This is a genomic window from Nitrospira sp. Nam80 (assembly GCF_965152575.1).
This window is the reverse complement of the sequence record NZ_OZ224216.1, coordinates 893,442-915,656: the sequence shown is the minus strand read 5'-3', so window position 1 is coordinate 915,656 and position 22,215 is coordinate 893,442. Positions and strand designations below refer to the sequence as shown.

Genomic DNA, 22,215 nt, shown 5'->3' with positions numbered 1-22,215 from the left:
TATACAATATGACCACATTGTCAATAGGCATACGACCACAGTCCACTGATCACTCTACCGATTAGCAGCAGATTATGTTTAATCGGACCGGATTGAATGGAAGGATTAAATAGGTGCCTTTTGCCAATCACAAGCCACTCTGAATGACGAGACACTAATTCCATGCACCTCATGACTGACCCTTTGGAACAGTGCGTGGATGGGACGAGAGACAGATGCCGATCTGGGAAGATTGGAGCAACCTCAATCGGACTTTCAGTGCTTGTTGACGCATTACACGAAAGTGTTTCCGTTGAAATCCTCCAGTCTATCCACTAAATCAAGCTCGCACGATACCATGGCCGTACTCTGTGTTGGTGTGATGCGGGAATTGCTTGTCAGCATTCTGCAGAAGGGTGCTCAACAGAGACGTATACTGGTAATTAAAGATTCCTTGTCGGATGATGGCGCTCGCGACTACCCCCGTTGCAAAGGCAGCGGCAAAGAAAGTCCCACTCGTAAAATGCTCTCTTGCTACAACGAGGTCTGTCTACACAACCAACTATCAGGGAAAGCCGCCAATACCCGTGTGGAACAGCTTACGAGATCCCGTGACCATAGTGCGAATTCACAACGTCTTCAAATATTCCACCAGCGCCTCTTTGTCTTTGGCCGGCAGCTCGGTGCCATACACATGGCCCTGGTTTCCGCTTCCGCGCTGGCTCACATCGTACAACGTGCCGATCCGTTCGACTTCGCAGACCTTCTTGTCCTGCACCATCTCGCACGGCATCCCGACCTGGCTCGCTTCAGCGGGACTCGTGATGAAGCCCACTTTCACCTGGTTGTACACGTCGTAGCCCCGATAAAACAGCTTCGGCCGTTTGTCGACCGGTTCCAACAAATCACGCAAAGTCGGCACGGAACCGTTGTGCAGATACGGCGCCCGCAGCCAAATGCCGTCGAGGAACGCCGCGATATAGCCGCTCGGATTATCTTCAACCAAGCCGCGCCGCTCGATGCCCATGCCCGTAACGACCTTGTTCGCTTCGACCGCCGCCTTCTTGCTCCAGGTATCGAGCCGGCCTCGATCCGTGCCCACCTCCTCCACCGGAACCCGCCTGCCGGTACGTTCACTCGCGTGGCAACGCGCGCAACCCTTGTCGAAGGCCGATTTCCCGGCGGCGGCCTTCTGAAGGTCGATCGGGAACGGATACTTGGGCGGCGGATAGGAGCCCAGGTAGTCCTCGAACCATTTCACCTGCTCAAGAAACTCTTCCTTATTGTGCGGCGCAGCCCCGAGCACCCCCAGCGCCGAATCAATAATGACTGAACGCGCATCATGGCTGTCGCCGGCGAAATTCATGAGATGGCCCTTCTCCGGCTTGTACTTGTTCAGATTCCAGAAGGACGGCATATCGGTCGGCCCGATGCTATTGTCCGTGGGAAATTTGATCATGAAATACTTCGTCAGATTCATCGCATCGTCTCGGCCCCTCCCCCACTCGGGGAAATCCTGTCGATAGATCCAGGCGAACTGCCGCTCGCGCTCCAGCAGGCGTTTCTTCGTGATCGGAATGAGAATGAAGCGATAGATCATGCGGTCGAGGAGGGAGAGATCGGCTGCGAGGTTGATTTCACGCATCATATTGTCGGCGTTGAAGCGCGGGTCTTTCGCGCAGTCGATCATGAAACGAAAGAAGGCTTCGAGGTTCAACGTATGGTTCGGCCCGGTCGGGACAAATATTGGATTCTCGCCGGGCTTGGAGCGGTAGCTGGCCGTGTGGCAAGAGGCGCAAGTGTTGGCCACCCGGGCAAAGCCGATGGTTTTCTTCGTGAAGCCGATCGGCATTTCCCGACCCTGTTCCCACAGCACACCCAATGACGCATAGCCACCGGGGCCCGGCAGCTTCTCCGGAAACATGCGCGGCAAGACGTACCAGATCCAGTAGGGGATGCCGGCGTCGTGCTCGGCTCCAATCGAGCCATACATGAAACGCATGTCCGGCGTCGCGGTGACCCAATCAGGCTGGGGTTCATCCCGGAAAAATTTGTACCACCCGACGAACGCGCCCGCGCCTCCCAAGACGATGAGGATGAGGACCACCATCGTGAGCTTGTGCCAGCCACGCGATGAGGCCGGCCGCATTGAAACTGCTCTTCGTTCGTAAGGATGACGGTGTTCGTCCATAGGACTGCTCCGGTTTCAGCCGGAATTCCCGGCCCGCCGCATCATGCGAGTTGGCTTGTCAAAATGTTTTCAAATATTCGATCAACGCCGTTTTTTCGTCCGCCGGCAGCTCCGTGCCATACCGCTTGCCTTCATGGCCGCTGTTGGAATTGCCGGCAACGGCCGTATCGAATTTGAAAAACGCTCGGCCGTTCTCGTTCTCGCGCGTGGACACAAACCCGACCTTGGCCTGATCGTAGACGTCGTAGCCGCGATAAAAGGTCTTCGGTCGGCGGGAGCTGGGCTCGAGCAAATCTCGCAGGGTGGGCACGGAGCCGTTGTGCAAATACGGCGCCCGAAGCCATAGGCCATCCAACGGCATGTTGGCGTAACCGAAGGTCTTCCTGAAATGAGAAAAGCGCTCCGTAGGATCATTAGTCTCGGCGTACAACAGATTCTGATTGACGGCCAGATCATAGGTATACGAATTCAAGCGGTGCGGGTCCGTATTGATCTGCTGAATCGGCGTGACCTTGCCGACATCCTGGCCTTCAAAACTGCGTCCGTTCAAGCCGTGACAGCCGGCACAATACTGCTTGTACACGGCAGCGCCCTTGAGTGAGAGGGCTTCATTGACCGGATAGGGATAGGCCGGCGGCTCGCGCGTGAGCAGCCAGGCCTCAATGCGCTTGATTCGATGTCGATCGAGCGTCGCCGGCGTGGCGCCGGCTCCGAAGGCCGCGCTGCGATTCCGTTCCTCGACTTTCGCATTGTTGCCGTCCCAGTGGAGCTGCATCTCTTTGTCCTTGCGGGGTCCTTGCAACCAGATGGAGGGAAAATCGGTGACGCCGATCAGTTCGGATGCCGGGGCCTTGTCCATGGGAAAGTTAAACAGCGCCTTGGCCGAACCAAAAGTATCAACCCGTCCAGGCCCCCATGCCGGCCGCTGCAGCATGGACGAGAATCGGTCCTCCAACATCAGCAGCCGGTCCCTCATCATATAAATCGCGAACGGATAGACCAGATACCGATCGAGCGCTTTCAAATGTTCACCGGATAGGCGGTGAATCTCGGGGATGATGTACTCGGGAGAAAACTTCGCATCCTTGGCGCAGGCGAACAGGAACTTTTCGAACGCCATCAGATCGACGGTATTGGCCGGCATGCCCGTGATGATGGTCGGGCTGCCGTCAGGGCTGTCCCGCACCGTGCTGGTATGGCAAACGGCGCAATTGAGAAAGACGCGATCCACCCCCATATGCCGGCGTTTCGACATCCCGATCGGAAGATCCTTGTCTCCCTCATAGAGAAACCCCACCGCCTTGAGTTCTTGCCCGGGAAACTGTTTGCCTTCCGGGAGCTTGTCTCCACAGATCTGTGGAAGCGACTTCCAGATCCAATAGGGAAATCCGGACGCCCGTTCTCCTCCGGTCGAACCGTACTTGAAATGCTCTTCGATGTCGGCATAGTCCACGGGGGTATCGGCGCCGAATCTGACTGCCAGCGCGATCACCACGCCGCCGACCATGAGGAAGAGAGTGAGAAACACGACCGCACATTTTTTCTTCACGGACCCGGCGTCATCCCTGTCGTCGGACTCCCTCATGCGAGGCGCTCCTCTATCAGGATGTTGAAAAAGCCCTCCAGCTTTGTTCTCGCTTCGCTGGAAGGCGTTTTTGAACATCCTGCATGGTATTTTCTAATCACCTGGAAACATCTGGCAAAGCGAACTCCCATGGTGCAACATCGTTCTTCAACAGCCTGCTATGGCCGTTTCGCGCCGGCCGCCGCCACGGTCGGGCCTCCCGACGAAAGACAAGCCCGGAGATTGTCATAGCCATTCGCCGCAAGCGTCTCAAATCGAACCCGCTTTCCATCCGGCGAACCCACCAGACCGGCGCTGTACGACTTCAGCAATGCGAGATCAGGATGTGCGGTCCACTGCTGCGGGGAGAGATTCAGCCGCCGCAATGCCGCGGCCGGCGGCATCGGCGCCTCCGGTCGTTCATGGGGCTCCAGGCTCCACATTTCCAATCGAAAGAGAATGCGCTCGGCACAGTCCTGGATATGGGCCTGAACCCGCTCAGGAGTTCCATGGAGAAAATTCGGCGGGAAGGGCAGGTCTTCGTGATGGCATTGCGCACAATAGCGGTGGAAGACCTTGAGGACCGGCGGAAGATCCCGGTCGTGATCGACACTATCGCGATCGTGTCGCCCCTGATCGGTCATGGCGACGGCCGGCGGCATGTCGTCTGTGTGTTCGCAACACCACCTCAGAGACGGCATCCCGAGCTCACTCCACAAGGCCTTCATCACGCCGGCTCGCCGAAACGGCTTCCGTGCGAATACATCGGATTTGCCGGTCAGGGTCTCGCGCGCCATCCTGTCAATCGCATAGTCGACGGCGGCATAATCCTCCACAACCGCCATCACGGCGGAGCCGGTAAGCTCAGCCTCTGTTTGACCGGCTTGTCGGCCATGCCCCAATCCGCCGACTTCGAACGTCAATTCCTTGATCCCACGGCCATCCGCAAGCCGTGCACTCAAGCTCGGCTTCTGCTGCACGATGCTCATTCTTCCGCTGTGCCGGCCCGCCTTGGAGATGAGCGTCCCGCCGGCTACCTTCAGGCCAAGCACCTCATTGCCATGGCCAGCCGAGAGGCGGTCGATCGAGCCGTTGATCACCGCCCCCCCCTTCATGTACAGAACGCCTTCCATCGAGAAGCCGCCTCCGGCTTCTCCGCTTTCCGGTTCTCGACAGCGAAAGACGACCCGATCCACGGCCCGACTTCTGGTTCTCACATCGGCCTCGCACCGGCTGTCGTATCGACGAACCGGAACAGCGAATCCGGCGACCTGCCGGGAAAGAAACCGATCCAGCCGCTCAACATCAATGTCCGCGAGAAATCCGGACAGACCGGCGATGACCCGGTCCACCGGCTCCAGCGCTGCCGTCGAGATCGACCAGACCGCCGACGGTTCTCTTGGGATGGTCGGCTCAAACATAGACCGAATCTTTGCCCGTTCGCCCGCCGTGCCGTCCAGCGGGTTACGATTCAGCAAATCGGGGTTGGGAATCCGAAGACCGTGCGGCCAATTTTCTTTCCACTGCGTGACCATGCGCGGAAGGAAGTGCTCCCGGTAGCGCGTCGATTGATTGAGAGCCGGCGGTACGCCGGTGAGACGGGATTGCAGGAGGAACCGGAATAGATCCGCCCGACAGCGAACGGAGTCTTCGGACGAGCGAACCTGTTCGCATCCTTCCCGCCAGACCAGCTGATAGGCCGATAATTCGTTGGCTCGGTCCGTGGCCTCATCGATCGCATTGGGAATATCGATGCCTTGATGGAGTGGAAAGCGGTAAAAGTCTGCGCGCTGCTGTTCGAGTAATGTGGCGATGGTCGGATTCCCGTTGGTTTCCTCCCACAGGGGCCGCGAGAAGATCGGGCTCTGGTTCTGATGACAGGCCGTGCAGAGGGCCCGATTGGCATATAGGACCTTCGGCGTTTTGCCGGGGCCATAGTCCCGCACGACCTGAAATTCGAATCGCCCCGCCGTCTCGTTGTAGCTGATGACTTCCAGGATCTCGGCTTTTTCCTGATAGCCGAGAAATAAGCGATCTTTGAGAAACAGGCCGGAGGAGCCGGCCCGCATCGACGGCTCGGTATCGACCGCGACAACGGCCCGCGGATATGTGAAGTATTCCGGCTTGGCTGCATGCCTCTGCAGCGAGCGATTCAGCGGAATCAACACGCGTTTGAGAGGCGACCTTCGATCCTCCGAACCCAGTTCATATTCAATCCTCTGAACCAGTGCCGTGAATGGAAACGGCACCCGGTAGACCATCCGCCCCCCTTGCCGTTCGGTCACAACATAGTCGAATAGGGAACGCCCCACCGCCGGCACATCCTGCCCCGGATCGTCCGGGTTGATGACCCACTGCGCTTCCGGTCCCTGTGCTCGGGCGACCTGATCCCCCTGGATCTCTGAGAAGACGGATGGTTCGCCATTCTTGCGCCCATAGGCAGTCGCCATCACGATCATCACGAGGCCGATGACGAGCAGGATCATCGGCCACGGGACCTTCATCGCCTGGCTAGCCTTTCCCATAGCGTTTCACAAAACGCCGCTACTTCGCCATTGCCGTCGCCCGTTGCGGCCCCACCCAACAGTTTTCCTGAATCAGGCCGCCGGCCTGAAATGCGCCCGAATCTTTTTCGGCCACGTCCCGGTTATAGAGCGTAAAGTTCAGGACGAATAGTCTCTTCATGTACGCGCGCCCCAAGTAAAAGCCAGGCCGGATCATGCGAATCTCGTCACGAATTTCAAAACCGTCCCGCCCGGCCAGCGCATCCGGCTTCTCTCGATATCCCGGAAGATTATCGGTAAACGCATAGTCGATGATGATAGATTCCCGGCGCCCGTCCAACAGGCTTTGCCCACAATAGAGTTTCGCCGGAAAAAGCAACCAGGTATCCTTTGCATCCACATCGAGCTTCTGGATAGACCCGACATCAGGCCCCACCAACGGTTTCAGAATAGCCAGGTCGTTGATCCGGTTCCGCAAGATGCGGTGGGATCGCTCGAACACTTTTCCTTTCCACACCGCTTCCGCCACATATTCGAGCTTGGTGGTTTTTACATCGACGATCAGTCCTTTCAGGCCCCCGCCCACAATCTCGGCAAAGCGCGCGCGGCCGCTGCTGCCTGCCGGAAAGAAGGCTTGGCCTTCGTATGGTCCGTCCGGAATAGGACCGGCAGTCAAGCGCGCGTAGATTTGATCCACTTGTTCTTGGGTCGCGGCTTCCAGATTGACCGGGGTGATCTTCATGAGATCGGCGGGGGTCAGCGGCACGTCATGCTCGAGGCGAGCAAAGTCGATTTTGGCGGCATACCCCTCCCCGCTTTCCCCGAATTTCACCGGCGGCGGCGCGCCGCGGTCGCAAGCGGCCAGCAACACAAGGAACAATGTCCCATATACCAGTACCAGCGAGTCATATCGTCTCATCACCTGCCTCCTCAGAGAGAAGAGCGGTACATCCGCTTCATAGCGTCGCCAGAAATGCGATGAGGGCCTGTTTATCTTTATCCGGCAAATCCTCACCAAATCGGTGTCCGTCATCTTCCCGCAGCATCAAGCTATTGCTGTAGACCTCGCGCAGCTCCGCGCCGATTGTCAGCAGATTCTTGGGATTCATCACGAGGTCCTTGGCCCGGTCTCGAATCGTGGCGGCCACGGTTTGGCCTTTCTCCGGACCGTACCGGGCGACATACTTTGCTTCCAGTTTGCCGAAATCGACCTTTGAGAGGACCAGGTCGCCGGCAAATTCCTTATGGCGGAAGTTTCCGATTCGCGAGGACGGCGTGCCCTCGGGGAACACGATGGTCGCATCGACATACCGTTCGACGTCGCCGTCGGACAATTTCGGAAGTAGTTTAATGATGACGTCCCGATTGAATAAGGTGATCTTCGGGACCCGCGTCCCGGGGTTGAGCAGATCGTTCATGGACGCCTTATAGAGCTTGAATCGCCCTTCCACGCTCGGATCGAAGGGCCAGCAAGCGGGCGGATCGGACAAGCGCGTCAGGCTCTTTTCATCGACATAGGGCGCATTGTAATGCTCGTCTTCCGGCCCGCCGCAAAGTTCGGGGCCGATGGCATTGTTATGCATGAACGGCGCATGGGCCCACAGGCTGAGAAGGGAAATGTTGCGATAATAACCGCGGCCGCCGTCCGATGGTTCATGGATATTCGGGTCCGGCGGCTTGGCGCGCAGGGTTTCGGATCCATATTCCGCCCAGATATGCCCGGCCATATGGTTGGAATGCAGCGCACGGCCCCGATGGGTCCCTACTTCCGTCACGGCCGTGAGATTGTCGTTGCCCATCCAATCGATCCGGATTCCCTTGTCCTTGGGATCCGGAGAGACCTGGCGAAAATTGCGAGACTCGAACGGTTCTGACTGACTGGAGTGGCAGCGCGCGCAGTTCTTCGCGAAGACCTGTTGTCCTCGCTCGACGGCGCCCGAGCCGAATTCCTTGTTCAACTGCTCGACCAAATCACGGTTATCTTTCAGTCCTCGTGCCTTGTATAAATCCGACGGCCCGGCCGACGCGAGAAATTCGAAGATATTGACGAGCCGGTCCTCAATTGCGCGGAATTGCGGGCAGTCACGTCGCGCTTGTCCAATCTCGAACGGGGTTTGTCCGAAGCCCCGCTGCGTTGGATCCAATTGCCGCATGTCGGTAAGGTGGTTGACCCATGATTCTTCCGAACAACTCCCGATGTTGAAGTAGACGCGTTGAACCGCCTCGAGAGGGCCGATGCTGTCTTCTCCTCCCTTGAGGATCTGATTAACTTTTTCTTCCTGCCGCCCTCGTTCCCAACATTTACCCGACCGACCGGCCTCGCACCAACATTGCCGCTCGTCTCCGCCCGCCGAACATTGATTCGCCTTCCGCCATTTGATGATGACCTGAGGGTGCGTCGGCCGCTTGGTGAGATTGATCAAGGCATTGATCGTTCCCGGATTATTGATCTGGTCGTTGGGAATCGCCGACGTATCGACAATGCCAGGTCTCGCATGACCGAAGACCTGATATTCGATCGATCGCGGATCCATGCCGGACCCCAAGATCTGCGAGAACCGTGAATACTGATTTCCTACCGTGCCGGAAATGTTTTCATGCTTCGGATGCGCGGGGTTCTTTGGCGGATTCAGCGGATTGAAGGCGATGTGACAGGAACCGCAAGAAATTCCGACTAGGAACGGCGGTTCGATCGACCCATCCGTGATCCGGCTCCGCATCGGCTGGGTCTCATCCGCCGGTTTGACCCGTTCGTTATAGCCGGCCCAGGTCCCCGGCCTGCCTTTGTTGGCATGACGCCATTGTTCTTTGTCGAACCGCGGGTTGGGAAATTTTCGGATGCCCATCGCTCCGGTCGAGGTACCGAATCGCAGGTCGCAGGGGGACTGCCGTTGATCCTTGGGACCATGTGGATCATTTGCGGCCAGCGCAGCATCCTTGAACTGGCAGGCCGGGTCTTGATATCCCTCCTTGCCGACATAGCTCAACAAGATCTCGTCGCCCGGACAATAATCGAACCCATACGTCTCCTCTTCGTTCTTTGCGGGGCAATTGGGATCGCCGGGTTTGCAGCAATCCGGATCATTGATCAGCCCCCAGCGGGTAAACCGCTGTTCACGGTTATTGCTCCCCAGCACACGGTACCAATCCACCATGACGCCGAAACGCTGGGGATAGACATAGGTAAAAAATCGTTCGTTCCCCGCTGTGGCTTTGAACCAGATTTCTGCCCCCGCCCGCTCGGAATCGTTGAGATCTCCCCCGCCATAGCGAAAGCCGGATTGGTTTTCCAGCTTCGGGGATACGGCGGACGATCCGGCCTTTTCTTTACCACTGACAATCCCAACCAACCCGATCCCCAGGATGACGCCGACGGCAATCATGACAGATTTCATGGTCCCTCCCTCTTTCAGCAGAATTCACCCTGTTGATGTCGTATGCATGAATCCCGGCGTACGAAGCACGGCGTCCCCGAAAAGAAACTCGTCATGCCGTGGATCTCAATCAGCGACCTGATATGTCATGGCACGGAACGGAACCCTGTAGAGCGGGCTCTTCCGACTCATTTAATTCAGTGCGAGAAAGCAAGCATTCTGCCTGGATGCCGCAATGCGTATTCCCAACAGAATTTCAAAGACATGGGACGAACAGAATAAAGGCAGGACCACTGGAACTGTATCTAACCAAACCATTGTGTATCCAAGTGGATAATCATAGGTGGTATCGGAATTTCTCCGATTCGTCATGTGTCAATCTGATACAGCACACTCCTTTTTGAGCTGCTCACTATTGCCAACCGCTTACCTCATAACCCTTCTCTTTAAGGCAACGCTCCATAGAAGCGGTGAAGCGCGCATCCGGTTGGAGCGGCTTATACGCCCCCCCGATCAGTCCCAACAGGCCTCCGATGACTGCCCCCGCGCCGGCGCCGATTGCGACGCCCGTGGGCCCTCCAACCAGCCCGGTGGCGGCTCCGACAGCGGCTCCTCCGACCAAACCGATGGTTCCTCCGGCGGCGGCATTGCCGCTCCGGTCCGTCCCATCCTTCAGGCCCGCGCGCTGGCTCTTCTCCCGGCACGCATCCACTTCACGTTCTGCGGCGTCTTTCCCATACAGAAGTAGCCGATTGTTGGAACGAAGGATCGGCTCCGGCCCCGCACAGGCCGCGACCCCGGTAAAGAAAATGAGTGCAACAGCCACCAGGCTGATCGGCTGTTGGAGGAATCGCGGCGTCCCTTTTACTGCCATCCCGAAACTTCGTACCCTCTGTCCTGCAGACATCGATTGACGAAGCTGACATAGGCCTGGCTCGGCTGCGCACTGCCGCCGCGGAACAACCCGGTGAGAAGGCCCCATACGGCGCCGGATGCCGCACCGATCAGGGAGCCCTGGCCCGCCGCTCCTGAAATAGCGCCGCCGACGGCGCCGCTCGCGGCCCCGACCCCGGCTCCGACCGCGGTATTCGTCGCGACTTGCCCGGCCTGGCCGGTAGCCTCCTTGGCGCCGGCCGCCTCCGCCATGTCACGGCACGCATCAATGTCATCCTCGGCCGCATCCTTGCCCTTAGACTGAAAATGCTCGTTCGGATAGAGAACAGGCGCCGGCCCGGAGCAGCCGCCAAGGATGAAGAATATCCAGGCGATGACCATTGCAAGGAGCGGCTGTGACAATCGCAGCCGGCACAAGGTCAAAGACGTCGTCATGCCTGTTTCACCGGGACGGGGAGAGCAAGCACGTCGCAGACCTGTTCCACCGAAAGGCCTTTCAGCAACACGCGTTTGAGCCGGGAAGTCTGTCCGGACAGCACCTGCACATCGGCGACCGGAAGATGGAAGCGCTCCGCTAGGAAGCGGCGCAGCTCGTCATTGGCCGCACCTTGCACGGGCGGGGCAGCCAGACGTATTTTCAGCGAGTCACCATGTTGTCCGGTAAGTTCAGTGAGCGAAGCCTTGGGTTGGGCGTGAATCAACAGGACGGTCCCTCGATCGGTTTCGTAGACCAGCCGGTGCGGTGCCAGATCGCTATCCTTTGATGCCCTGCACGGCGTCACGCAGATCCTGCAAGCGAGCGCTGAACAAGTCCAGGTGTGCGTCGCGCACAGCCTGATCGTCGCGATGGCGCCAGAGCGGCTTGAAAATCGTCCACAGCTCCTTGCGAAGCGTCGCGGCTTTCCTATAGGCCGGTGTCTCCGCCTGTTGCTTGGTGACCTGGCAAAAGGCATCGTCCAGTGCATGGAGCTGATTGTGCAAATCGTCCATGCCGCGCTGGTACGCCTGCGGGGAACGGGCCTCCTTGGTGCTTGTCTCTAGCATGCCGACCAGATTCGTGATGGTCTCGGTTCCGGTGGTGCCTTTGGCTTGATCGAGGTAGGTGCTCGCTTTGGGATAGAAGAGATAACTGCAGCCGCTCTGGGTAAGCACTAAAAGAAAAAAGGTAAAAGTAAAAAAGGGGGCCATACGGACTCGCATTACCGGTGATTTCATACACTCCCTAGCTTTCACTTTTAATTGTTGCCTTCGCCTTCTTACCTCTTCAGAAGACGGCCTTCACCAGATCCATGATGGTCCGTTGCATGTCGGGATCATCGGTAATCGGCCGCGCCAGCGCGACATCACAGGCCCGATCCGGTGCGACTCCGCGGTTCATCAACATCCCGGCATAGATCAACAGGCGCGTGCTGACCCCCTCTTCAAGCCCGTGGTTCTTCAAATTGCGTATTTTTTGGCCGACTTTCACGAGCCGCTCGGCCACGTCCCCGCTGAGCTTTGCTTCATGCGCGACCACTTTGGTCTCGACCTCCGGCGTCGGATAATCGAATTCCATCGCCATGAACCGTTGCTTGGTACTCTGCTTCAAATCCTTCAGCACGCTCTGATAGCCGGGGTTGTAGGAGATGACGAGCATGAATTCATCGACCGCTTCAACGACCTGTCCCTTCTTTTCAAGCGGGAGAAGCCGGCGGTCGTCCGTGAGGGGATGGATAATGACCGTGGTGTCTTTACGCGCCTCCACAATCTCGTCAAGATACACGATACCGCCGTGCTTGACTCCCGTTGTCAGAGGCCCGTCGATCCAGACGGTTTCCTGCCCCTTCAAGAGATACCGGCCGACCAGATCGGACGCTGTGAGATCTTCGTGACAAGCAACGGTGATTAGGGGACGGCCGAGCCGGTGGGCCATGTGCTGCACAAAGCGCGTCTTGCCGCAGCCCGTCGGCCCCTTCAGCATCACGGGCATCCGGGTTTGCGCGGCAATCGAAAACAGGCCGATTTCTCCTCGGACCTCCGCATAGAACGGTTCGCATGCAATGCGATATCGATCGATCCCGACTTCTTGACCCTTATGCGGTTGGGACGAGTCCATGCGGTTCAGGCAACTATGAACTAACGTGGGCGTAGAAGGATGATTCAATCGTCACGATAAACGGAATGACACGGAAGATCAAGATCGGATCAGGCCGGACTGTGCGGCCGGGGCCGATCGGCACTAACGCGAGACGCCGTCACGAAACCTTGGCGCTATCGAGCACTTCCCGAACCTTCTGCGCGAGCGCGCTCGGTGTGAACGGCTTCTGCAGGAAGCATCGTTCGGTTTCCACGCCGCCTTTGGAGAAGACCGGATGGTCGGGATACCCCGACATATAAAGCACTTTCACCTCCGGCCTGACGACGACCAGCTTTTCCGCGACCTCCGGCCCGCTCATCTGCGGCATCACGACATCCGTTAGCAAGAGATGAATCGGCCCCATATGTTTGGCTCCGGTCAGCAACGCTTCGATGCCATGCCGGGCCTCCAACACGGTATAACCGTGGAGCCGCAATGTTTCATTGACCAATCGTCGCACACCGGGCTCATCTTCGACCAGCAACACGGTTTCCCTTCCTCGGATGGAGTCGGCGGCGACCGTCTCGCCGCCGGTTTCTTCGACGGTCCCGTCCACACGGGGGAAGTAGATTTTGAACGTGGCACCCCGCCCCGGCTTGCTCTCCACTTCAATGTAGCCACCGCTCTGCCGCACGATGCCGTACACGGTGGACAACCCCAAGCCGGTTCCCTTGCCCTTTTCTTTCGTCGTAAAGAACGGTTCAAAAATATGGGATTGGGTTTCCTCATCCATGCCATGCCCCGTATCCCGTATGATGAGCGAGACATACTCTCCCGGTTCAATTCCCATGGGCGCGCGGTACCCATAATTGCCGAATTCGACATTCCCGGTCTCGATCGTCAGACGGCCTCCACTCGGCATTGCATCCCTGGCGTTCACGGCGAGATTCATGATGACTTGTTCGATCTGCCCCGGATCGGCTTTGAGCTGGCCGGCCTCCGGCTCAAGTACGGTACAGAGTTCGATGATATCTTCGCCTAGGAGACGCTTCAGCATCCCCTCCACATTATGGATGATGGAGTTGAGATCGAGCATCTTCGGCGCGATGAATTGCCTGCGGCTGAAGGCGAGCAGTTGCCCCGTCAATCCGGAGGCGCGGTCGGCCGCTTTCTTGACTTCTTCAATCTCCTTACGCAGCGGATCGCCCGGTCCCAGCCGGCTCAACACCAGCTCGCTGTAGCCGCGAATGACCGTCAGCATGTTGTTGAAATCGTGCGCGACCCCTCCGGCCAGCCGGCCCACCGCCTCCATTTTCTGAGATTGCTGGAGCAAGGCTTCCGTCCGCCGGAGCGCCTCCTCGGCACGCGCGCGCTCGCCGAATTGCCCGATCTTTAGCCCGACATCGGTCACCATTTTCAACAGTTCTTCGTCGGGCTGCTCGATTTCGCGGCTGTATAGTTCGATGACGCCTTCCACTTCCGACCCGACCTTGATCGGAAACCCGAACGCCCCATGGAACCCGACCTTGGCCGCAGCTTCGGCGCGGGGAAAATTCGCTTCCCGCAGCACATCGGAGATCCAGGTAGGCTTGCCCGTTTTCCAGACTCGGCCGGGAAGTCCGTCCCCGACGGCAAAGGTATGGTGCCACGTGGCCAGCACAAATTCTTCCGCTTTCAAGGCCGGGGCCTGCCACAGATCTAGACAGCGGAGCGCCTGACTTTGCCGATCCAATCGCCAGAACGCGCCCATTTCCCATTCGAGGCTTTCACAAATCGCTTGCAGGATCTTGGGGCCTGCTTCCTCCAACGTGCGGGACTCGGACAGGACCCGCGTGACTTCATACTGCGAGGTCAGCCGCCGCTCGGCTCGCCGCCGTGCCGTGATATCGCGCACAAAGGCGCTGAAGATATAGGCGTCACCGAGACGAGCCGGCGAGATCGCGATTTCAACGGGAAACTCATGGCCTTTTCGATGCAAAGCCATCATTTCGATACGCCGATTGAGGATGCGCCCCTCGCCAGTCTTCAAGAAATGGTCAAGCCCCTGATCATGAGCCGCTCGGTCCCGAACGGGAATGACGGTTTCAGACACGCGGCGTCCCAAGGCTTCCTCGCGCTTCCAGCCGAACATATTGGCCGCTTGCGCGTTCCAGTCCGTGATGACGCCGGCAGCATCCATGGACACCACTGCATCCAAAGCGGTGTCCACGATCACCCGGTTCCGTTCCTGGCTTTGCAGCAGCGCGGCTTCCGCGGCGCGAGCCCATTCGCTTTCCTGATGAGCCTGCTGATACTGCGTGCGCAAGCGGCCGGTGGCCCACAGAAGCAACCCCATCATCGGCAGCCATATGACCACACCCGCCGTACCCAGTCTCCAGGTCATCGCTCGGATCGGACGCAGGATGATGTCCCGATCCCTACGCAAGAGAATTGTCCATCGAAGCCCGGCATGGTCGCCATATCCCTTCGTTTGGGCGTAGCCGGTGACCACCCGCGTACGACGGCGTAAATGCTCCTCCTCTACGTATCCCGGTTTGCCGGATTCACTCAACACGGCGGACGGAAGCTGGAGCGTCTTGAAATTCAGCCCGGCTGTCTCGTCGGTGATCGAGTCAACAAAGCCGTATCCCGCATTGGTGAGGAAGAGATAGTCGAACGGACCGGTCGAGGGTTCGGTTCGTTGAATGTCCCGGATCGTTTCAATGAGCACTTCCTCGAGCGTGCCCAAGCCGACCCTGGTCGTGACGGCGCCGAGAAATTCGCCCCTCGTTCCGAATATCGGAGCTGTAATCCCGACCGCCTCCAGCCGGCCGCCGGAAGCGGACGTTTCCAACTCCTCGATATACATTTTGTGCGTCCGTTGCACGGTCTGGAACCACGATGTTTGTCCCGCATCAAGCTTTGAGACTGCATTGTCCGTCGATGCGACGATACGGCCCTGAGGGTCCGTCACAGCGAGCCACAGATAGACGGGCTCATGCGACTCTTTCATCCACTGCAAATAGTCCGTGAGATATTTCCGGTCGGCCATCCGCCCCGCAAAGGCATGCGCCATCATTTGGGCATCGCCGTGGCGCTCAAAGAGCAGCCGGTCGAGCTTCCCCGCGATCTCAGCGGCACCCAAAGTCAGATTTTGTCCGGCTGCTTCCACCAGGCTGGTTTCGATGGACCGCCCCATGACCGTTCCAATGACCGCGGCGACGATGGTCATGCCGAGAATGAGGACCGGAAGCCAGGTGTAGGGAGGCCGTTCCGCAACCGGGTTCGTCTCCGAAAACACGGTCACCGTTCCACCACGATGAAATTGGACAGCATCGTCATGGGATGATACGAACCTTTGCTCCGGGCCAGGTTCGGCAGGTTGGAATCGTCCATGGTATTGATATATTCGGCACCCCGGCTTTGAACCGCCCGGCAACATTCTCGAAAAATGAACTGCGCGAGCCCGGGAATGGTACGATCGGCCACTTCGATCGCGACACAAAAGATCGACGGTGTCAGCCACATGCCGAACGTGTAGGCCCGCACCGCGCCGTCGACTTTGACGACCGCACCAATCAATCCGGCAGATTGAGGGTCGTTCAATGCAACCTCATGCGCCGACACGGCATCGGCCAACAAGAGCCCGCCCCATTCATGTCGATCGGCTTCTTCCTTCTGCGCCCGCCACGTCCGGAACAGTTCCAGACAAGCGGTTCGGTGGGCCGCTTGATACGGTTCGCATTGACTCTGGTGGTCGCGTTCAAACCGATTGCAGGCGGCACGCTGAGATTTATACCGATCACCGGGCAAACCCGCCAGATCGGAGGCTCGGTAGAGATAATCCGGTTCCTTCGGCACGTGGCGGAAGCCGAGCGCCGCGATCTCGGGCAGATATTCGGCGGGCACGTTTTCAACTCGTGTGGTGTGGGCTCCACGATTTCTGATCCGCATGTATCGAAACGCTTCTGTCAGCGACGGCAGCAGCGGACCGGGTCCCAGCGGAGGCAGTGCCATGAAGATTCCATCGGGCGAGCCGGCAAAAATACACAGATGCCGCTCGATCTCGCTCCAGAAGTAGTTCAGCGAGGAATGCCATACATAGTGGCCGGCAAACGAGAAAGCCGCCAGCGGCATCGGCACATTCGGCCTGGTTGCCGCCAGGGCCGCTTCAACGCGGGGACGATCCTGCGGCGTCAACGGCCGCATGGCATGGGCGCTCGCAGCCCGTTGCAACGCCTCACTGACCCGCGGAAGCGGCCGGATAATCGCGACGTCCTCCTGAAACCGCCCGATGAGGCGGGGATGTTGCGACAAGGTCGGCGCGACCATGTCCGATTCCAATAGGGCAGCCGTTCGATCGGCCGTGCCGGCGATATCTTGAGAAGGAGCGCCGTCCATAAACGGGCACTTGTTGTCCCATCCGAGCACGACATCTTTCGTTGCCGAGTCCCACATGATCGCATAGGGGTAGAGCCGGCAATCCAGCGGCCGGCCGTCATAGATGCGGCAGCGGGAGGTATCGACGTTGAACGCCGGACAGGTAAATCCTTCTCCGGACGGATGGGGAACCAAGTCGATCTGGCCTCCGGCCGGATTGGGAAAGAAAGACCGGTCAAGACCCAGCGCAACGGCCTGCGCAATCTCTTCAGCCGTAAAATAAGGCCGCAAAAAACTGTCCGCCTCCGGGAAACGGCAGCAGACCTCGCAGGTCAAACAGGTCCGGCTTGGGACGATCTGCGGGACCATCGGAAGCGGGCGCATCTTCGGCACATCGAGGGGTAGAGTCATGAGCGCATCATACGATGGGATACCGTGCGAGGCAAGAAAGTGACAGGTTCCAATCGAGATGTGGCGGATCGGTTGACCGACTCCGGCGGCGTAAATATCGCTCAGACTCCTGAGTTGAACCGGCCCGTCGCTCTTGTACGGGTGCGAGGGGCCATGTTACGATTCCTCCAGCCTCGAACCAGAGACGGGCGACCAGCGCGTCGCGCCGGTCTCACCGCCTCGAGGACATGATCATTGGCACTGACACAGAATCTGTCTGACTCCGTCGGTTCCGAATCAGCCCGCCGACGCTGCACCGCCATTCGTGACTCCCTGACTCGAGCGGGTCTCTTCACGCCTCCATTGAATGAGGCGGCGGCAGAGCACAGCTCCACCGGGCGTGCGGCTCGCTGGCGCATTTCCCCCGTTCCTTTTCGCCTGTCGGCGGAACAGGTGAGGTTTTTTCAGGAGCTCGGTCCGGACCTGTTGGCCTTCTACCGCGCCCTCAACCGTCTCTATATTGAAAGCGCGCGTGGAATACGGCCCTCCTGGGCGGCAGGATACCTGGATCAAGGAAAACCCGACGCTCTCATCGCCTTCGGCCGTATGAACCGATTTCGCCACGCGCTTCCCGCGGTCATCCGACCCGATGTGCTTCCTACTTCAACCGGCATGGTCATCACCGAGCTGGATTCCGTGCCGGGAGGAATCGGCCTCACCGCCTGCCTGGCGCAAGCCTACGCGGATCTCAATGAAGAAGCCGGACGGCTTATCGGCGGGCAGGACGGCATGATCCATGGGTTCGCAGCCATGTTGCGATCGGCGCGCGGAAAGCACACAGGCTGTGCCGCAATCATCGTGTCCGAGGAGGCGAGCGACTATCGACCTGAAATGCGGTGGTTGGCCGGTCGTCTCACCGACATCGGTCTCGAAACCTATTGCGTGGAACCGCGAGAAATCCGGTTCACCGAGGAAGGCCTTTTCCTCTTTGTTGAAGGTCGAAACCGGCCTGTCGGCCTTGTCTATCGATTCTTCGAACTGTTCGATCTCAAGAATGTTCCCAAGGCCGAATTAGTCATGTATGCCGCGAAGAAGGCCCGTGTCGCCGTCACGCCTCCGTATAAACCGGCGTTGGAGGAAAAACTTGCCTTCGGCCTGTTCCATCACCCGGCGTTGCAGGACTTCTGGCTGCGCGAGTTGGGGGAACCGGTTCAGAGCAGGCTGTCCAATGTGATGCCCCGGACATGGATTCTCGATCCCCAACCGGTCCCGCCCACTGCCGTCATCCCCGATCTTGTGATGAACGGACATCCCATTTCCGATTACCGCGAGTTGGGAACCGCCTCGCAAAAGGAACGGCGCTGGGTCGTGAAACCGTCGGGATTTTCCGAGCTGGCGTGGGGCAGCCGCGGCGTGGTCATCGGACATGATGTCGCGCAGACGGAATGGTCGGCCGCCCTGACGCAGGCGCTCGCGGCGTTTCCCGCCACACCGCACGTCCTACAGGAGTTTCACAAAGGCCGCCTCTTCGACTGCACCTACGCCGATGAGAGCGATCGGGTGGTCCCCATGTCCGGGCGCGCCCGTCTCTCGCCCTATTATTTCGTGGCGGAGGACAAGATCCAGTTGGGCGGAATCCTGGCCACCGTCTGTTCCGCCGACAAAAAGATCATTCACGGCATGGAAGACGCCATTATGGCGCCCTGTGCCGAAGCCTCTGACACCAACTCGGCTTAATTCAGAATTCACAATTCCTAATTCAGAACTCACAACCCATAACCCAAAACTCAAACGTTCACCATTATTAATTCATAATTTGGTATAACCATGGCGTTAACACTCTATCATGTGCACTGGTGCCCGGAATGCGAATTGGTGCGAAAGAAGCTGACCGAACTAGGCCTCTCCTACGAGGATGTCATCGTCCCGGATTTTCGGCCCCTCCGCAAGCAAGTGTATGAGGTCTCCGGACAATATTACGTTCCGGTGCTCCGGGACGGTGACCGCATTCTCACCGAGACGCACGAGATCCTGTCTCACCTCGACACCCACTATGTCGCGAAGCATGAATGACGGCTTGTTGTCCGGCCGGCTGACCGATGTCGCCTGCCGCGGCGCCGCAGAACGGCGGGAGAAAGGATAAACACGTGGAGGATTGGAAGCGCGTGCTGGCCGAGAGCATCGTCAAGCCCAGAGACCTGGCTCACCGGTTGGGCGTGGATGAGAAGGAAATCGAATCGATCGTCGGCGACTATCCGATGCGCATTACGCCGACGGTGCTGGCCACGATCAAGGCCAAGGGCGATGCCATATGGAAACAGGTCGTTCCCGATGTTGCAGAAATGGTGGATGCCGACGCCGAGGACGATCCACTGGAAGAAGATCTCATGAGCCCGGTTCCCCATTTGGTGCACCGCTATCCGGACCGGGTGCTTCTCATGGTGACGAATCAATGCCCCATTTATTGCCGCTTCTGCACAAGAAAGCGACTAGTCGGAAAGCCCGGGTTTCTGAAAAAGGGAGAACTGGACCGCGCCATCGGCTATCTGCGCGAGCATACCGAAGTCCGGGACGTCATTCTGTCGGGCGGCGATCCGCTGCTGCTGCCGGACCCGCTGCTCGAACGAATTCTCAAGGCATTGCGCACGATTCCTCATCTAGAGCTGATCAGAATCGGGTCGCGCGTTCCGGGCAGCCTGCCGCAGCGCATTACGCCGAAGCTCTGCGAGATCGTGAAGCGTTATCACCCGGTCTATATGAACCTGCATTTCAACCATCCCGACGAATTGACGCCGGAGGTCAAGGCGGCCTGCGGGATGCTGGCCGACGCCGGGATTCCCCTTGGAGCGCAGACTGTGCTACTGAAGGGAGTCAATGATGATCCGGAGGTCATGAAACAGCTGGTTCATCAGCTTCTGTTGGCCCGCGTGAAACCATATTATCTCTATCAGGCGGATTTGACCAAAGGCACCAATCATTTCCGCACGTCGGTCGAGGTCGGCTTGAATATCATCAAGGCGCTGCAAGGTCACACCAGCGGAATGGCGGTGCCGCATTTTGTTATCGATGCGCCGGGGGGCGGCGGGAAGATCCCCTTGCTGCCGGGAGACTATGTGGTGCATATGGACGAGGACGGCGCCATCCTGCGCAACTATGAGCGCAAAACGTTTCATTATCCGCAGCCCAAGAACGGATCGAGTCGCCAACTGCCGATGGTCGGAGCCGGCCGGCCGTGCAACGGCTCGCCGAACGGATGCGACGGAGGATTGGACGACCTGTGAAGGCGCCCGGGAGCCGGGGCGGCATCCTGCCGTACCAGCACATCAAAGCGCTCATTGCGCGACAGGTGATCCGCGCGGAGTTTCCCATCGAGGAGCGCCAGGTTCAACCGGCCAGTTTGGATCTACGGCTGGGACGGAAGGCCTATCGCCTGATCAGTAGCTTCCTTCCGGAACTGTCGGAAATCAGCAGCCGGCTCAACGTGCTGGATTTTTATCAGTCGGATCTGGTGATGTATGAGATGGACCTCACGGAGGGCGCCATCCTCGAAAAAGGCCACGTGTATCTGGTCCCGCTCATGGAAAGCCTGCGGCTCCCTGCGACGGTTCGAGCCAGGGCCAACCCGAAGAGCACGACCGGCCGGCTGGATGTCTTCACGCGCGTCGTCACCGACATGAACGCCGGGTTCGACGAGATCCGGCCCGGCTATCAAGGGCCTTTGTTCCTGGAGATCGTTCCCCGGTCTTTTACGATCAAGGTCAAGACCGGATATTCGCTGAATCAGATCCGATTTATCCAAGGTGCGGCGATGGTGCCGGACACGCAGTTGAAGCGCCTTCATCAGGCGGAGCCGTTGCTGTATCACAACGCCGGGGGATCCAAGCCGCTCGCCGCCCGTGATGTGCGGACCGATCGGGGGCTATTTCTCCGGATTGATCTCAAGGGGCAGGATCGTGGCGAACGTCCGGTGATCGGCTATCGAGCCAAGAAGAATAGTCATGTGATCGACTGGTCGAAGACCGGCTACTATGCCGCGCTGGATTTCTGGGAACCGCTCATGCGCCATCGCCAGGATAGTCTTCTCTTGGAACCGGAGGAGTTCTACATTCTGGCATCCAAAGAACGTATCCGGGTGCCGCCCGGCTACGCCGCGGAGATGGTTGCGTATGAAGCGGCCTGCGGCGAACTTCGCACTCATTACGCGGGCTTTTTCGATCCCGGGTTCGGATACGGGCAGGGCGAATTGCACGGCACCCAGGTCGTGCTGGAAGTGCGCCCGCACGATGTGCCGTTTCTGATTCATGACGGGCAAACGTTCTTCAAGGTGGTCTACGACCGCATGAGCCGGCTGCCGTCGCAATTGTACGGCGCTGCGCTGGGATCCTCCTATCAGCGACAAGGCTTGACCCTCAGCAAACATTTCAAGGCGTAACGATGTCACCTGCGTCACACAATAATCTCCCGGACCCGCCGGCTTCGAAGTCGCCCCGCCATGACCATGATGAGGAGGGAGGCGAGCGCCAGTCCAATGTTGCCGGCATGATGGTCGGCACGGCGCTGATGTTTATCGGATTCCTAAACATCTTTCTGTCGATCAGCGGAGGGTTCGAGATCGATGTCGTCCCGCTCTTGATTTATTTCGCCGGCCTGGCCGTGTGGGCCAATTCCGTAGTTGAGAATCCGACATGGCGCTATTCGATCATGGCCGTCGCCATTCTTCTGGCGCTTGGCTTCTACCATTACGGCGAGATCCATTTTTGGCACAAGCAGGTCGTATTCTGGGCGACCGTGGTGATCGTCATGTATTTCATGTTCAACGAGCCGAAAAAGCCGGCTTAACAGAGCCGTCGCTGGTTGCTCGTGAAGCGTATCTCGTCCGATACCTCCGCCGTGCGAGAGACGAT

The 22,215-nt window shown here is 58.6% G+C and carries 17 protein-coding genes; 5 read left to right on the top strand and 12 right to left on the bottom strand.

Annotation, left to right across the window (positions count from 1 at the left end; all coding sequences use genetic code 11):
* Positions 1–607 precede the first annotated feature (607 nt).
* From ACWGXE_RS04440 to ACWGXE_RS04385, 12 genes are all read right to left on the bottom strand, one after another.
* Complete coding sequence (locus ACWGXE_RS04440; protein ID WP_447601644.1) at positions 608–2,128, bottom strand: c-type cytochrome; 1,521 nt, start codon at positions 2,126–2,128, stop codon at positions 608–610.
* 100 nt (positions 2,129–2,228) lie between these two features.
* Positions 2,229–3,755 carry a c-type cytochrome gene (locus ACWGXE_RS04435; protein ID WP_447601642.1) on the bottom strand — a complete coding sequence of 509 codons (1,527 nt, stop codon included), beginning with the start codon at positions 3,753–3,755 and terminating at the stop codon, positions 2,229–2,231.
* Between the two features lie 158 nt (positions 3,756–3,913).
* Positions 3,914–6,238: a hypothetical protein gene (locus tag ACWGXE_RS04430; protein WP_447601641.1), complete on the bottom strand. Its 2,325-nt coding sequence runs from the start codon at positions 6,236–6,238 to the stop codon at positions 3,914–3,916.
* 40 nt (positions 6,239–6,278) lie between these two features.
* Positions 6,279–7,157: a hypothetical protein gene (locus ACWGXE_RS04425; protein WP_447601639.1), complete on the bottom strand. Its 879-nt coding sequence runs from the start codon at positions 7,155–7,157 to the stop codon at positions 6,279–6,281.
* 37 nt (positions 7,158–7,194) lie between these two features.
* Positions 7,195–9,633: a c-type cytochrome gene (locus tag ACWGXE_RS04420; protein ID WP_447601637.1), complete on the bottom strand. Its 2,439-nt coding sequence runs from the start codon at positions 9,631–9,633 to the stop codon at positions 7,195–7,197.
* Between the two features lie 391 nt (positions 9,634–10,024).
* Positions 10,025–10,486, bottom strand: a complete 462-nt coding sequence (locus tag ACWGXE_RS04415) for a hypothetical protein (RefSeq protein WP_447601636.1) — start codon at positions 10,484–10,486, stop codon at positions 10,025–10,027.
* Positions 10,477–10,941 (bottom strand): glycine zipper family protein, encoded by a 465-nt coding sequence (locus ACWGXE_RS04410; RefSeq protein WP_447601635.1) that lies wholly within the window; start codon positions 10,939–10,941, stop codon positions 10,477–10,479. The genes ACWGXE_RS04415 and ACWGXE_RS04410 overlap by 10 nt, the downstream gene beginning before the upstream one ends.
* The gene (locus ACWGXE_RS04405; protein ID WP_447601633.1) at positions 10,938–11,288 is read right to left on the bottom strand and encodes a DUF167 domain-containing protein; all 351 of its coding nucleotides are present in this window, start codon (positions 11,286–11,288) and stop codon (positions 10,938–10,940) included. Before ACWGXE_RS04405 ends, ACWGXE_RS04410 begins: the two co-directional genes overlap by 4 nt.
* Complete coding sequence (locus ACWGXE_RS04400) at positions 11,260–11,721, bottom strand: hypothetical protein (protein WP_447601631.1); 462 nt, start codon at positions 11,719–11,721, stop codon at positions 11,260–11,262. The genes ACWGXE_RS04405 and ACWGXE_RS04400 overlap by 29 nt, the downstream gene beginning before the upstream one ends.
* Before the next feature lie 49 nt (positions 11,722–11,770).
* Complete coding sequence (locus ACWGXE_RS04395; protein WP_447601629.1) at positions 11,771–12,601, bottom strand: AAA family ATPase; 831 nt, start codon at positions 12,599–12,601, stop codon at positions 11,771–11,773.
* A 139-nt stretch (positions 12,602–12,740) separates the two neighbouring features.
* The gene (locus ACWGXE_RS04390) at positions 12,741–15,848 is read right to left on the bottom strand and encodes a PAS domain S-box protein (protein WP_447601628.1); all 3,108 of its coding nucleotides are present in this window, start codon (positions 15,846–15,848) and stop codon (positions 12,741–12,743) included.
* The gene (locus ACWGXE_RS04385; protein ID WP_447601627.1) at positions 15,845–17,332 is read right to left on the bottom strand and encodes a phosphatidylglycerol lysyltransferase domain-containing protein; all 1,488 of its coding nucleotides are present in this window, start codon (positions 17,330–17,332) and stop codon (positions 15,845–15,847) included. Before ACWGXE_RS04385 ends, ACWGXE_RS04390 begins: the two co-directional genes overlap by 4 nt.
* Positions 17,333–17,566: 234 nt before the next feature.
* Between ACWGXE_RS04385 and ACWGXE_RS04380 the strand changes: the two genes are divergently transcribed.
* From ACWGXE_RS04380 to ACWGXE_RS04360, 5 genes are all read left to right on the top strand, one after another.
* A complete protein-coding gene (locus ACWGXE_RS04380; RefSeq protein WP_447601625.1) occupies positions 17,567–19,048 on the top strand; it encodes a hypothetical protein in 1,482 nt (493 codons plus the stop codon).
* A 90-nt stretch (positions 19,049–19,138) separates the two neighbouring features.
* Positions 19,139–19,384, top strand: coding sequence for a glutathione S-transferase N-terminal domain-containing protein (locus ACWGXE_RS04375; RefSeq protein WP_447601624.1), 246 nt, complete (start codon positions 19,139–19,141; stop codon positions 19,382–19,384).
* Positions 19,385–19,458: 74 nt separating this feature from the next.
* Positions 19,459–20,592 (top strand): KamA family radical SAM protein, encoded by a 1,134-nt coding sequence (locus ACWGXE_RS04370; protein WP_447601622.1) that lies wholly within the window; start codon positions 19,459–19,461, stop codon positions 20,590–20,592.
* The gene (locus tag ACWGXE_RS04365) at positions 20,589–21,743 is read left to right on the top strand and encodes a 2'-deoxycytidine 5'-triphosphate deaminase (protein ID WP_447601621.1); all 1,155 of its coding nucleotides are present in this window, start codon (positions 20,589–20,591) and stop codon (positions 21,741–21,743) included. The genes ACWGXE_RS04370 and ACWGXE_RS04365 overlap by 4 nt, the downstream gene beginning before the upstream one ends.
* A 2-nt stretch (positions 21,744–21,745) precedes the next feature.
* The gene (locus ACWGXE_RS04360) at positions 21,746–22,150 is read left to right on the top strand and encodes a hypothetical protein (RefSeq protein ID WP_447601620.1); all 405 of its coding nucleotides are present in this window, start codon (positions 21,746–21,748) and stop codon (positions 22,148–22,150) included.
* The last annotated feature ends 65 nt before the right edge of the window (positions 22,151–22,215 follow it).

Excerpts from the sequence above, each read along its gene's own strand:
- ACWGXE_RS04440 (WP_447601644.1), bottom strand. The coding sequence starts at position 2,128 with ATGCGGCCGGCCTCATCGCGTGGCTGGCACAAGCTCACGATGGTGGTC.
- ACWGXE_RS04435 (WP_447601642.1), bottom strand. The coding sequence starts at position 3,755 with ATGAGGGAGTCCGACGACAGGGATGACGCCGGGTCCGTGAAGAAAAAA.
- ACWGXE_RS04430 (WP_447601641.1), bottom strand. The coding sequence starts at position 6,238 with ATGAAGGTCCCGTGGCCGATGATCCTGCTCGTCATCGGCCTCGTGATG.
- ACWGXE_RS04425 (WP_447601639.1), bottom strand. The coding sequence starts at position 7,157 with ATGAGACGATATGACTCGCTGGTACTGGTATATGGGACATTGTTCCTT.
- ACWGXE_RS04420 (WP_447601637.1), bottom strand. The coding sequence starts at position 9,633 with ATGAAATCTGTCATGATTGCCGTCGGCGTCATCCTGGGGATCGGGTTG.
- ACWGXE_RS04415 (WP_447601636.1), bottom strand. The coding sequence starts at position 10,486 with ATGGCAGTAAAAGGGACGCCGCGATTCCTCCAACAGCCGATCAGCCTG.
- ACWGXE_RS04410 (WP_447601635.1), bottom strand. The coding sequence starts at position 10,941 with ATGACGACGTCTTTGACCTTGTGCCGGCTGCGATTGTCACAGCCGCTC.
- ACWGXE_RS04400 (WP_447601631.1), bottom strand. The coding sequence starts at position 11,721 with ATGAAATCACCGGTAATGCGAGTCCGTATGGCCCCCTTTTTTACTTTT.
- ACWGXE_RS04395 (WP_447601629.1), bottom strand. The coding sequence starts at position 12,601 with ATGGACTCGTCCCAACCGCATAAGGGTCAAGAAGTCGGGATCGATCGA.
- ACWGXE_RS04385 (WP_447601627.1), bottom strand. The coding sequence starts at position 17,332 with ATGACTCTACCCCTCGATGTGCCGAAGATGCGCCCGCTTCCGATGGTC.
- ACWGXE_RS04375 (WP_447601624.1), top strand. The coding sequence starts at position 19,139 with ATGGCGTTAACACTCTATCATGTGCACTGGTGCCCGGAATGCGAATTG.
- ACWGXE_RS04360 (WP_447601620.1), top strand. The coding sequence starts at position 21,746 with ATGTCACCTGCGTCACACAATAATCTCCCGGACCCGCCGGCTTCGAAG.